The organism is Anaeropeptidivorans aminofermentans (assembly GCF_940670685.1).
GTDB classification, from domain to species: domain Bacteria; phylum Bacillota; class Clostridia; order Lachnospirales; family UBA5962; genus Anaeropeptidivorans; species Anaeropeptidivorans aminofermentans.
In genome coordinates this window covers 504,417-517,871 of sequence record NZ_OW711693.1, presented here as the reverse complement: position 1 = coordinate 517,871, position 13,455 = coordinate 504,417, and the positions used below count along the sequence as shown (strand labels likewise).

Here is a 13,455-nt window from a genome sequence, read left to right as displayed (position 1 = left end):
TTGCTTTTACAGGTTTACCATTTTTATCTCCCGGCCGTTTTTCTTATATATCCTGGGTACTCTCTTGCCGATACAGCAAAGGACCTCATAGCTTATTTTCCCTTCTATACGGGCAATATCCTCAGCAGTTATTTCTAAACCCTTCTCTTCTCCCATAAGCACAATTTCAGTGCCTTCCGTTACTCCGTCAATATCCGTTACGTCTATCATAAACTGGTCCATGCAGATATTACCGATAACAGGGGCATAAGCGCCGTTTATTATCACTTTTGCTTTATTTGAAAGAAGCCTGCTGTAGCCGTCGGCATAGCCTACCGGAACCGTTGCAACAGTTGTTTTTCTGCTTGTGAAATAAGTTCTCGAATAGCTTATGCTTACGCCTTGTTCAAGCTCCTTTATATAGCTTACTTTTGTTTTAAAGCTCATAGCAGGCAAAAGGCCCAATTCCTTTACGTTTACATCAAAGGAAGGGGCAATGCCATAAAGAAGAATACCGGACCTTACCATATCCATGCCCATATGGGGATACTGGGCAATGCCCCCTGAATTTGAGATATGCCTTTTAAGGCCTTTAACCCCTCTTTCATAAAGGGCATCGTTAAAATCCTTAAATATTTTATACTGGGTTTCGGTAAACTCCCTTTCCTTTGAATCAGAGTCTGCCAAATGGGTATAGATTCCCATAAGCTTTATGTTTGGCAGCTTGGATATTTCCATGATTTCATCTATGGACTTTTCCGACGGAAGAAAGCCAAGCCTTCCCATACCCGTATCCAGCTTGATATGGATTTGGGAAAGCTTATGAAGCCTTACGGCTTCTTCCGAAAGCTTCTTCGCCATTTCTTTATGAAATACAGTCTGTATCAAATCGTAGTTTATCGTTTGAGAAAGCTTATTTTCCGGGGTATAGCCTAAAATAAGGATAGGTTCGCAGATATTATTTTTCCGAAGGTCTATTCCTTCTTCCAGTATGGCTACCCCAAGGCTTTCCGCCCCGCTAAAGAGCATGACCTTTGAAACCTCAAGGGCCCCGTGGCCGTATCCGTCGGCTTTTACGATAGCCATAAGCTCTGCCTTTTGTGAAAGCTCTTTGATTATTCTTGTATTATGGGCTATTCTGTCTAAATCGACCTCCGCCCACACTCTTTGGTTTTTTAGCAAATTAAAGCCTCCAATATATCGCAATTTAATTAAATAGCACCGGAACTTCTTAAGTTCACACACTTTACAGCAATCCGCAAAAATAGCCGGTTGCTTAATAAATTGCTTTAAAAGATTTATTTCTTTTGTCTGTAGTAAAATAGCCTGCTTTTAGGTTTATTTACTATATTTTACTCCGGTTTTATTGCTCTTGTAAATTAGGTATTGTAAAAAGACTGTCGTCAAGCTCTACGTCATATTCAAAATTCCGAAAGGTTACTACAAGCCTTTCCACGCCGTCGGGGTCATAAACCACAAGCTTTAAAGGCTTCAAGGTCTTATTGTCAACCCAGAGCTTTTCCGTGGTCATATAAGGGTGGTCACCGGGTATCTGGGCTTCAAGGATGGTGGCTGTTCCTTCGTCAATATTTGCGGCACTTACGGATACTTCCTGGCTTGCAAGATAATTTTTTATAAAGCTTGTAATCAATATTTCCGATCTTTCAGGAGTTTCGGGTACACCAACAGCTATTTCGGAGCTTAAGCGGGGATTAAACTGATAAATGGTTTCCCCGTCAAATATGGTTACGCTGCCGGCAGCGTCCTCGGGAGCGGTAAGCTCTATTCTGTACTCCCCGGTGCTTCTTCCCACTTGGTGGGTATCATACTCTATTTCGTTTCTGTTTGATATGTACCTTACTGTAGCATCTGTCTCAAAGCTTTTCATGTTGATGAGCTTATTCTGGACCTTTTCATATGTAGAGGCATCAGTAGACACCTCATTGCCTCCTGAAAAAACACTGCACCCGCAAAGAAATAATGTTGTAAATATTACTGCGGGTCTTAAGGCTTTCAATAATCTTCTCATAACAAAATACCTCCGAACATTTTTAGACCCTTCAATAAAGTCTTATAATAGTATACTTTCGTACAGGGTTTTTTATGTTGGTTTTGTTTAAGACAGATGTTTTAGTTATGATAAAGGACTGTGATACCACAGGAAATAAAAGCGAGAAAACTTGCAATTTAATAATTTAGTATTGTACTGTGAATAAGATTCATAAAATTTCAGGCAGAGTAAGAAATCATCAATCTCTCCTCTGCCCTTCACATTTATAGTAAATTTCAAATTAAACAGTAATAAAAATCGTATGTTTTGAATGGCTTAAATATAGGGATTTTATATGTTTAAGCTGTTTATGAAAAATAGACTTTTATTACATCCTTGAGTAAAATTTACTTTAAAATCTTATTATATAGTAAATTTTATATAAAGAAGTAGCAAAAGCCTACTCCCACTAGGCTCAAAAATACGGTTTTCCTTCGGAAACGGTACATTTTTGAGCCTGTGTTCATATACGGCTTTGCTACTGTTTAACTTTAAATTTACTATACCCTAAGCTTTTCGTCTTCTAAAAAAAGCCCCTGATATTTTTCAATTGCCTTGTTTACGTAATCGTTAATATATTCTTCCGTCTGCTCCGGTGCCCTTCCCACATAATGGGAGGGGGTAAGGGCGGCCATCAAGGCTTCTTCGTCAAGCTTAAACTGAGGGTCTTTTAATACTCTTTCAATCAGGTCGTTTTGCCCGCCTTCTTCTTTCACATTTCTGCCTGCGTCCATAGAATGCTTTCTGATGCTTTCGTGAAGCTCCTGCCTGTCTCCGCCTTTTTTTACGGCCTGCATAATAATGTTTTCCGTGGCCATAAAGGGAAGCTCCTCCATAATATGCTTGTTTATAATTTTAGGATATACCACAAGGCCTCCTGTTACGTTAAGGAGTATGCCTAAAATAGAATCTATGGCAAGGAAGCATTCGGACACTGCAAGCCTTTTGTTGGAAGAATCGTCAAGGGTTCTTTCAAACCACTGTTCCGCCGCCGTCATGGCCCCATTCTGGGCATTTGCTATGACAAAACGGGAAAGGCCGGTAATTCTTTCACAGCGCATGGGATTTCTTTTATAGGCCATGGCGGAAGAACCAATCTGCTCTTTTTCAAAAGGCTCTTCAATCTCTTTCAAATGCTGTAAAAGCCTGATATCATTGGAAAACTTATGGGCACTCTGGGCGATTAAGGAAAGAACATTTAAAACAATAGAATCAAGCTTTCTGGGGTAAGTCTGGCCGCTCACGGGGAATACCCCTTTAAATTCAAGCTTCTTGGCGATAAGGGCATCAAGCTCTTTAACCTTAGCGCTGTCGTTATCGAAAAGCTCCATAAAGCTTGCCTGGGTTCCTGTTGTGCCTTTGGAGCCAAGAAGCACCATATTTTCAACGATATGCTCCGCTTCGGAAAGGTCCATGATAAATTCCTGTATCCATAAGGTTGCCCTTTTGCCTACGGTGGTAAGCTGGGCAGGCTGAAAATGGGTAAAGCCCAAGGTAGGCATGTCTTTATATTGAAGAGCGAAGTCTTTAAGCTTATTGATTACGGAAGCAAGCTTCCGGCAGGTAAGTAAAAGCGCTTCTCTCATAATAATAATATCCGTATTGTCCGTAACGTAGCAGCTGGTGGCCCCAAGGTGAATGATGGGCTTTGCCTTTTCAGCCTGAAGGCCGTAGGCGTAAATATGGCTCATAACGTCATGGCGGACAACTTTTTCTCTTTCCACCGCGTCCTCGTAATTAATATTGTCGGCAAACTTCTTTAAATCTTCAATCTGCTCGTCGGCAATATTAAGGCCAAGGTCCTTTTCGGCTTCCGCAAGGGCAATCCAAAGCTTTCTCCATGTTTTAAACTTCATATCCTCTGAAAATAAAAAGGACATTTCCTTGCTGGCGTAACGGGTATTAAAGGGGGATTGATATTTATCCATTTTTCTCCTCCGAATTTTATTAAAACCATTATTTAATATAATTTATATTAAGGCGTGTTCACACTATATAAATATGCTGATAAAATAAGCCGTATTTAGCCAGACGCGGAAGCGTTGACAACACTAGAAAACGCTAACAAAGTATGGCGTAATAATATATTATTCTAGATGCTTGCTTAGATTCATGTCAACTCGCCCTAGGCGAACTTCAAAAGCTATACAAAAGTTATCTTGTAAATAGGTTTTAAATAGTATTTCCTTCTAGTGAATAAAGATGTTTTTATCTTTATTCACTAGATAAGCTTAAAATTTACTATATGGCGTAATCTCCGGTAAAGCATGCGTTGCAGAAGGTTCTGTCGGAATTGGGCACGATGGCATTCAAATTTTCAATGCTTAAATACCCAAGGCTGTCGGCATCTATGAACTTTCTTATTTCCTCAAGGGAAAGCTTATTGGCAATCAGTGCATCTCTTGAAGGAATATCTGTTCCGAAATAGCAGGGCCATAAGAAAGGCGGCGAAGAAATACGCACATGGACTTCTTTTGCACCGGCTTTTCTTAAAAGCTTTACGATAATGGCGCAGGTTGTCCCTCTGACAATAGAGTCGTCTACCATAACGACCCTTTTGCCTTCAATATTAGTTTTAAGGGGGTTCAGCTTCATTCGAACGCCGATTTCCCTGTCAATCTGATTGGGCTTTATAAAGGTTCTGCCGATATATCTGCTCTTTACAAAACCGTCTTCATAGGGAATGCCGGATTCTACGCTGTAACCCATACCGGATGCAACCCCCGAATCGGGAACGCCGAAAACGATATCCGCTTCTACCGGGTGTTCTTTTGCGAGAATCCTTCCTGCAAGCTTTCTGGATTCGTAAACAAGCTGGCCGCCGATTTTACTGTCGGGCCTTGAAAAATAAATATATTCAAATATACAAAGCTTTTCCTTTTCTCTTCCGCAGGCAGCTTTAATTTCCCTTATGCCGTTTTTATCGGCTATAACGATTTCTCCCGGTTCAAGCTCTCTGATATATTCTGCTCCGATGGCATCAAAGGCGCAGCTTTCCGATGCAAATACATAGCCGTCATTCAGCTTTCCCATGCAAAGGGGCCTGAAGCCCCATGGGTCCTTGGCGGCTATCAGTTTCTGAGGGCTCATAACGATAAGGGAATAAGCCCCTTTCAGGATAGACATGGAACGCTCTATGGCTTCTTCTATGCTTTTGCTCTGAGCTCTCTGTCTTGCTATGGTGTAGGCTACGATTTCTGTATCAGAAGTAGTCTGATAAATAGCGCCTGTTCTCTCATATTCTGTTTTAAGCTCGTCTGTATTTCTTAAATTTCCGTTATGGACAATGGCAAGGTTTCCCTTTAAATATCTTAAAACCAAGGGCTGGGCGTTTTCTCTGCCCTTTCCTCCCGTGGTTCCGTATCTTACGTGGCCTACTGCCATGTTCCCCTGTAGGGAATCCAGTATTTTATTGTTAAAAACATCGTTTACAAGACCCAAATCCTTGTAATGATAAATGTCTCTGTCTTTGTTTACGGCGATTCCGCAGCTTTCCTGCCCTCTGTGCTGCAATGACACAAGGCCGTAATAAGCAGTCTGGGCCACATCGTCTCTTGTCATATCGAAAATTCCGAAAACACCGCATTCTTCATGTAGCTTATCCATTTTGTCCTCCTAGCGATTAAAAAGCAGTTTCGGAGAGCCTTTTGTAAACCTCGTTATAGGCCTCCATAAAGCCTCCCATGTCTCTTCTGAATCTGTCTTTATCCATTTTTTCATCTGTGCCGATCTCCCAAAGCCTGCAGGTATCGGGAGATATTTCATCTGCAAGTATGATTTTGCCATCGCTTGTTTTACCGAATTCTATTTTAAAATCAATGAGCCTTAAATTTATCTTTTTAAATATTTCCGTAATGATTTCGTTTATTTTAAAGGCCATTTCACTTATTTCATCAAGCTCTTCTCTTGTGGCAATGGAAAGGGCCATGGCATGATAATCGTTTATTAGGGGGTCGTTAAGCTCGTCATTTTTATAGCTGAATTCCAGAATGGTGCATTTAAGGGCTGTTCCCTCAGGAACCCCATATCTTTTTGAAAAACTGCCGGCGGCAACGTTTCTTATGATGACTTCAAGAGGTATGATTTCGACTTTTTTAACGACGGTTTCCCTGTCTGAAATTTCTTCTATGAGATGAGTGGGTACATTGTGCTTTTCAATTTCTTTAAAAATAATATTGGCTATTTTGTTGTTTAAAATGCCCTTATTTTCATAGGAGCCTTTCTTCTGGCCGTTAAATGCCGTGGCGTCGTCTCTGTACTCAATTACGTATACGTCAGGGTCGTCGGTTTTAAATACCATTTTTGCCTTTCCGGAATAAAGCATTTCGAGCTTTTTCATCAAGTATCCCACCTTTGATTTTTTAAATATATATTTAAGGAGCCTATATAGGCTGATTATATCATAAAATCTGTTAGTTAAAAAATATTTTTGTCGAACTACATAAAAATTGTGTGAAAAAGCAAAAATGCTTTTTCACACAATTATCAGCCTGTCAATATTTTTAGAAGAAATTTAAAAAGAAGGTTGTTTTCGTAAAAATGTATAGCGATTATAGAATTTTTAAGCAAATCGATGCTTCCGCTTTGGGGATTTATAAAAAACAAGGTATATATAATAAGCCCTATCCATATATACAGCGCCCCTGTGAAAAGGCCTGCAATAAGCCCCCCTGTTTTATTGAATTTATTAATTACGGGAAGCTTGCATAAAATATCCATTGTAAATATGATGACTTTCATCGCTACAGTAACAACAATAAATACAATGATTCCCGCAAGGATATTAATGAATATATTAGCAAAATATCCCCCTATATAGTCCTCAAGGGTAGAAACCCCCAGAAGCTTATATATTTCCGGATTATTCATTTCTATGAGCTTATTGTTTATAAAATCCGGGAAAGGAAGGGTGTTTATTATTTTTTCCGAGCCTTGGGATATGTTTTTTTCTATGACTTCACTGAGGTTTAAAGTCTCTATGATGCTTATTTTTACTCTGTCGTAAGGCCCGTTTTCATAGCGCAGGAGCTTACTTACATAAGGATAGGCCTTATTTGCGGCGGCAAGGGCTATGATATAGGAGAAAAGGTCGAAAATCGTTCTCACAAGGCCCTTCATATAGCCTGAAATAAGGCAGTAAGCCATGATGATAATCACTATGATATCAAGAAAATTAATACTTTTCATTTGGATAATACTATCTATAATCATTTTACTCTCCTGTTCAAAGCATCAATACAGTATTATTAAAATAAAAAATTCAACGTCTTTCTAGGGTGCTTCAGGGCTATTTTCAGGAACAGCGGCGTTTTCCCCGGAAGGTTCAGCGCTTTCTGTTTCAGCAGGCGCTTCCGAAGGCGTTTCAGGTGTTTCCGAAGGGCTGTTTTCATCTATGCCTTCTATGGGGAGGAAGTTCATTTCTTCTTCTGTCAATGCTTCTTCTTTGTTATCAGAAGGATTGGAAGAAGAAACCCTTCCTCTTTGCATTATCTCAAACTTCAAAGGGGTGGTACATGCTATTTTGTCTGTTTTATCAAGGATAATTATTTTCATGCTGTCGGCAGTTCCCCGGTACTCCCAAAGCTTATCCCCCTTGGCATTCAATGCAGTGAAATCCTTTCCCGATGCCCCGCCGGATATTATAAGAGAGCCGTTTCCGCCGCTCATATAGTTAATACTGCTGCCGGTTTCCAATTGAAGCTTTATTTCTCCCGATAAAATATCGTAGTATAATAATGTGCCTTCTTTGTATCCGTCTTTATTGTTAAGGACCTTTCCCATGGAGATGGCATAAATACTGCCGTTTACAAAGGAAGACCGTTCTATTTCATTTTTAAGCTCTGCCCGCCATAGCTCTTTAAGGTAATTATCTGTTCCTGTTTCTATAGCGCCTATAGATTGATCGCTTAAATACATAAGCTTATTTCCGTCGGTGAAATTAATTTTTGATACGATTTCATTATCGAAATCCGATGCTGTGGCAAAAAGGCCGTCGGTAAAGCTTGCAGCTTCCGCAGAATTTATGTAGTAAAAGGATATTACGGAGCTTATATTGATTCCTCTTGTGCTTAATGCGCTTACGGCTAATATTCTTCCGTCATCGGATATGTCCGCAGAGATAGGGTATATCCCTTCGTCTTCTTTTAAATCCTGAGAAACAAGAGCGCCTTTTTCATTATATGTATTTACTGTATAGCTTCCGGTGTCGGTTGAGGTTATGACGAAGGCATGTCCCTTTTTATTGATGCCGCAGCTTAATAAAGGATTTTCAAGACCTATTTTATAAAGAAACCCTTCTTCCGAAAACACATAGGCGTCAAGGCCCTTGCTTTCAGAAATTATTACATAGCCTCCTTCCCCCTGCATTCTCGGTGAATTAAAGCTTAAAGGATAGTCCCACTTTAAAGCGCCTTCCGTATCAAGGCGCTTTACTCCGTCTTGAGTGCTTAAAAAAATGCCTTTATTGGAATAATATATATCCGGGGTTTTTCCGTAATCGTATTGAAAGCCCTCCCCCAATGGAATAAAGCCCATATAGGAAAGGTTTTTTCCGGCGCCTAAATCGTTCATTCCCCATTTAAAATATAAAAATACGGCAAGCACAATAAGGCCAAGGGCAACCATCATTGATTTAACCCTCATTTCATGCCCTTTTTTCGATCCGTTCATATATAGTGCCTCTCTATCTTAGGTAACATCTTTAATTATATACGTATGGTTTCATGCCGAAGCTTCATTGAAATTAAGATAATATTCGTATAAATCAGCAAAAATCACTGCATTGCGTACACCTAAAGGTGTACTTAGAGTTTTATACTCATAATGCGGAAGCTCCTGCGGACTTTCCCTTGCTGTGCAAGAAGTTCAGCTCCGTCAAAATCCCGTTAAATTAATATTAATGAAATTTACCGCATACTTCCATATTTTTTTAAAGCTTTTATCGCCAATTTTCGTCTGAGGAATGGTAAGCTCCCCTTTGGCATAATGCTGTACTAAACCAATTTTTTTGGAAAAGTTTAGCAGAATTCAAATTGAATTTGTATATTTGTAATAATACTATCTTTTTCTTTTTTGCACAACCGTCTTCTTGCCCTTAATAAAATATCGCATAATTAAAATTATTTCTAAAAAACCTACGATTCCAAAAACCGGATAAACCACATTTATAAAATTAGAGAACCCTCCATAAGCGCATATACACGCAAGAACGGTAATCCCTATGCTTACAGGCATGACCTTTAAATGAAACCTTGTAGAAAACCATCTGATTACGGCATATCCGTTTGTCGCGGCACATGTAAATATAACTGTCATAAATACGATGAGAAAAAGTATTTCGATGGTCTTTCCGTAAGTTTTGGCAAGAGCCAAAAGGGGAATTTCATAAAAGCTTATCAGTTCCTTATGAACATCTAAGGTGAGGGCCAGGCAAAGGCCTATTAAAGCTATGAGAAAACCTCCGAAAACCCCTGCTATAACGGCACTGGTTTTTGATTTTATATTTTCTTTAAGAGAGCTTAATATGGTAACTGCCGTAACAATATTATAGCTTGCATATATAATAGCAGAAGCATACCATGGGCCCCCTTCTCCCGGGCTTGTGCTGATGGTTCCGGCGCCTTCGGCTTTAAAGAAAAAGGTAAAAAGCCCTATGAATATACAGCCTATGATCATAAGGGGGGATAAAAAAGCATTGAGCTTAATAATGCCTTCCATACCGTATAAAAAGCATAAAAGGCATAATACCCCCGAAACTATAATGCCTGCTGTAAAAGGCAGATTAAAAGATTCTACAAAGGAAGCCCCAAAGGCAGAGGTCATGGCGGCAAATATAGCAAACATAAAAAGTCCCAGCACCGCCTCCATAAAACCGCCTATTTTATTTCCGGCAACATTTTCCATATACCTGTTATAATCCTTCATTTTTTCTCTTAAACAGGTACACATTACGGCAGTACCTGCCGCAGCAAATATGATTCCTGAAAGCAAAAGCCCCATATATCCCGCCATTCCGTAGTTAACAAAAAAGCTTATAATTTCCTTCCCCGATGCAAAGCCGGCGCCCAGAACAATAGAGGCAAAAACCGCGGCAATTTTTACTCCTGCCTTTATTTGGTCCTTCATGACATCCCCCTTCTGATAATTCTAAAAACTTCTAACAAAATTTACAGCAGCTTGCTTAAATAAGGCAGGGTTCAAATGGCTGTTTAGCAGAATAAAAGCAATTGACTATATTTAATTAGCTGCTATAAATTGTAAAAATACAATACTTTATCTCAAAACCAGCAGAAACCTTGTGCCAAACTAACAAATTATTTCCTTATTCACGTCTCTATATTATAAGGGATAAATATTAATATGTTCGCAAATTCAAAAATATTAAACAAATAAGAATGTAATTTGTTGTTCTATTGTGTCAAAATACATATTTCATATTAATTTAAAGTATTATATAATATAATTGAAAAAAGTGTGTGAGGTGGAAGCTGTCTATGTTAAAAGCTGTTTTACTTGCCGCAGGCGAAGGAACACGAATGAAAAGCAAAACCCATAAGGTTTTACATAAAATATTCGATAAGACGATTCTCGGCTATGAAATAGACGTATTAAAAAGCTTAAATGTTTCTGAAATTATAGCTGTTGTGGGGAGCTGTTCAGAGCAGATTCAGGACACCTTTCCTGATCTTATCTACGCCATGCAAAACGAAAGACTTGGAACGGGACACGCCGCAATGATGGCCGCAGACCACCTTGACGACGAGGGTGACGTTATCGTTTTATACGGGGACATTCCGCTTATTACTGCTGAATGCATTAAAGCCATCTATGACTACCATAAGGAAGGCGGATATCATGTAACAATGACTTCTGCCATAGTTGAAAACCCTTACGGTTACGGCAGGGTTATAAGAGAAAACGGTACTTTTAAGAAAATAGTTGAGCAAAAGGACGCAAGCCCTGAAGAAGCCATTGTAAAAGAAATAAACACAGGCGTGTACTGCTATAAAGCAAAGGAGCTTAAATATGCCCTTTCAAAGCTTGATAACAATAACGCCCAAAAGGAATACTATCTTACGGATACCCTTGAAATTCTTTTGAAGGCAAAGTACAGTGCAGGTGTCTTTGTTGCAGATTCCGCTGAGGATTTCTACGGCATCAATACAAGAGTTCAGCTTTTTGAAGCCACAAAAATCATGCAGAAAAGAATCAATGAAAAACACATGCTTAACGGCGTTACCATAATAGATAGAGATAATACCTACATAGGCCCTGACGTTACAATAGGAGAAGATACAATTATATACCCGGGCGTACTGATAGAGGGCAATACTGCCATAGGAAAAGATTGTGAAATCGGCGTAAACTCACGTATTAAAGACGCTGTTATTGGAAATGAATGTACTATTCAGTCGAGCATTATCCTGAACTCACAAATAGGAAACCACGTTAGCATCGGCCCATTTTCCCATATAAGGCCTGACTGCGTACTGGGAGATAATGTTAAAATAGGTGATTTTGTAGAGATTAAAAAATCCACCATAGGCGACGGGACGAAAGCCGCCCATCTTACTTACATAGGGGATGCCGAAGTAGGCAAGAACATTAATTTCGGCTGCGGAACCGTAGTAGTTAATTACGACGGCAAACATAAATATAAAACCATCATTAAAGACAACGTCTTCATAGGCTGCAACAGCAATTTGCTTTCCCCTGTTACAGTAAACGAAGGCGCTTATATTGCCGCAGGCTCCACCATAACAGACGATGTACCAAATAATGCCCTTGCCATCGCAAGAGCAAGACAGGTGCTTAAACTCGACTGGAAGCTTAAGGAAAAGTAACAATAAGAATATATTTTAAGCCTTTTAAAGGTTTCAAAATACCCATTATTTTATAACGAAGCCTCCTGTAAGCTTCGTTATGTAATAGTCTTACATTCGGCTGTGAATTTACTTTTTATATATGTAAATTGAAAGTAAATTTAATATTACCCCTCGGGCAAGTCCCGTATGTATAAAACTACTTAGGAGGTTTTTTTAAAATGAACTTAGGCAATGGCGGAAATATTAAGATCTTTAGCGGCAACGCTCATGTTGAACTTGCAAAAAGCATAGCCTCTTTACTTAATGTTGAGCTTGGTAAATCAGAAGTAGGCAGATTCAGCGACGGTGAAATTTCTCTTAAAATTAATGAGTCCGTCAGAAATGCAGACGTTTACATTATTCAGCCTATATCAATGCCTGTAAATGAGAACTTAATGGAGCTTTTAATCATGATTGACGCTATGAAAAGAGCTTCCGCCGGAACAATAGCTGCCGTTATCCCTTATTACGGCTATGCGAGGCAAGATAGGAAAAGCAGAGCCAGAGACCCAATCAGCGCAAAGCTTGTAGCAAACCTTATCACTTCTGCCGGCTGCGACAGGGTTATAACCATGGACCTTCACTGCGCTCAGATTCAGGGATTCTTTGACATACCCCTTGACCATTTAGTAGGTATGCCTAAATTCAGAAAATATTACATGGATAAGTTTAAGGATATGAGCGATGTGGTTGTCGTATCTCCCGACCTTGGAAGCGTTGCCAGAGCAAGAAGCCTTGCAGACAAATTAAACGTACCCATTGCCATCATCGATAAAAGGCGCGCAAAGCCCAATGAAAGCGAAGTTATGAACATCATCGGAGACGTATCGGGAAGGAAAGTCCTTCTTCTTGACGATATGATAGATACTGCCGGTTCCATAACAAACGCCGCGGTAGCTTTAAAGAATAAAGGTGCTACGGAAATATTTGCCTGCTGTACCCATGGCGTGCTTTCCGGCCCCGCTCTTGAAAGACTTGAAAAATCTCCTATTTCCGAACTTGTTATGCTTGATACCATAGCCGAAAGCTGCCACGGCTCTATTGATAAGATTAAATATCTTACGGTAGCAGACGTATTTGCAGAGGCTATATGCCGTATCCATGACGGCAAGGCCGTTTCTGTTATGTTTGATTAAAAAAATGGTGTTGCAATTTACTTTGCAACACCTATTTTTTTCTCAAAAGCGAAGGCGGCCCACTATAGCTAATGTGCTTTTATCCTCAAGTGAATATTACGCTTCGGGTAGTTTAAAGTTAAAAAGTAAATTGATAATGCTGCTGTTTCGCATTTATTCAAGTATAGGACCTTTAAAGCCGCCCCTGCAAATAAAGCCTGCGGCACTAAAATAATTGGAAGAAATCTTCTTTTGTCTTCACTCTGCGTCAAAGGCACAATGTGCCTTTGGCGATTTTATTATGGCTTAAGCCAGTTGAGCTCGCATAGCGTGCGAAACAAAAAACTACCCGCTATGCGGGTAGAGGACCAAAAGGTTCTACCACAAGAAACACCTTTCCAATAGAATAGTGAGTGTTCAAGCCACTATGCAGAAAGGAAAGGTGTTT

General features: G+C 39.6%; 10 protein-coding genes. 2 read left to right on the top strand and 8 right to left on the bottom strand.

Annotated features, from left to right (window positions below; genetic code table 11):
- Nucleotides 1-6 precede the first annotated feature (6 nt).
- From alr to NBX03_RS01975, 8 genes are all read right to left on the bottom strand, one after another.
- Nucleotides 7-1,161 (bottom strand): alanine racemase, encoded by a 1,155-nt coding sequence (gene alr / locus NBX03_RS02010; RefSeq protein WP_250229116.1) that lies wholly within the window; start codon nt 1,159-1,161, stop codon nt 7-9.
- A gap of 181 nt (nt 1,162-1,342) precedes the next feature.
- Nucleotides 1,343-2,008 carry a hypothetical protein gene (locus tag NBX03_RS02005; protein WP_250229115.1) on the bottom strand — a complete coding sequence of 222 codons (666 nt, stop codon included), beginning with the start codon at nt 2,006-2,008 and terminating at the stop codon, nt 1,343-1,345.
- A 521-nt stretch (nt 2,009-2,529) separates the two neighbouring features.
- A complete protein-coding gene (purB, locus tag NBX03_RS02000) occupies nt 2,530-3,957 on the bottom strand; it encodes an adenylosuccinate lyase (protein WP_250229114.1) in 1,428 nt (475 codons plus the stop codon).
- Between the two features lie 313 nt (nt 3,958-4,270).
- Nucleotides 4,271-5,635 carry an amidophosphoribosyltransferase gene (gene purF, locus NBX03_RS01995; RefSeq protein WP_250229113.1) on the bottom strand — a complete coding sequence of 455 codons (1,365 nt, stop codon included), beginning with the start codon at nt 5,633-5,635 and terminating at the stop codon, nt 4,271-4,273.
- A gap of 16 nt (nt 5,636-5,651) precedes the next feature.
- Nucleotides 5,652-6,368, bottom strand: coding sequence for a phosphoribosylaminoimidazolesuccinocarboxamide synthase (gene purC / locus NBX03_RS01990; protein WP_250229112.1), 717 nt, complete (start codon nt 6,366-6,368; stop codon nt 5,652-5,654).
- 146 nt (nt 6,369-6,514) lie between these two features.
- Nucleotides 6,515-7,240 carry a CvpA family protein gene (locus tag NBX03_RS01985; RefSeq protein WP_250229111.1) on the bottom strand — a complete coding sequence of 242 codons (726 nt, stop codon included), beginning with the start codon at nt 7,238-7,240 and terminating at the stop codon, nt 6,515-6,517.
- Nucleotides 7,241-7,300: 60 nt separating this feature from the next.
- Nucleotides 7,301-8,698 carry a DUF5711 family protein gene (locus NBX03_RS01980; RefSeq protein WP_250229109.1) on the bottom strand — a complete coding sequence of 466 codons (1,398 nt, stop codon included), beginning with the start codon at nt 8,696-8,698 and terminating at the stop codon, nt 7,301-7,303.
- A gap of 387 nt (nt 8,699-9,085) precedes the next feature.
- Nucleotides 9,086-10,153: a YkvI family membrane protein gene (locus NBX03_RS01975; protein ID WP_250229108.1), complete on the bottom strand. Its 1,068-nt coding sequence runs from the start codon at nt 10,151-10,153 to the stop codon at nt 9,086-9,088.
- A gap of 368 nt (nt 10,154-10,521) precedes the next feature.
- Here NBX03_RS01975 and glmU point away from each other — a divergent pair, with 368 nt between their 5' ends.
- Both glmU and NBX03_RS01965 read left to right on the top strand, forming a co-directional pair.
- The gene (gene glmU / locus NBX03_RS01970) at nt 10,522-11,871 is read left to right on the top strand and encodes a bifunctional UDP-N-acetylglucosamine diphosphorylase/glucosamine-1-phosphate N-acetyltransferase GlmU (RefSeq protein WP_330638439.1); all 1,350 of its coding nucleotides are present in this window, start codon (nt 10,522-10,524) and stop codon (nt 11,869-11,871) included.
- Nucleotides 11,872-12,071: 200 nt separating this feature from the next.
- Complete coding sequence (locus NBX03_RS01965; protein WP_250229107.1) at nt 12,072-13,028, top strand: ribose-phosphate diphosphokinase; 957 nt, start codon at nt 12,072-12,074, stop codon at nt 13,026-13,028.
- Nucleotides 13,029-13,455: the final 427 nt, after the last annotated feature.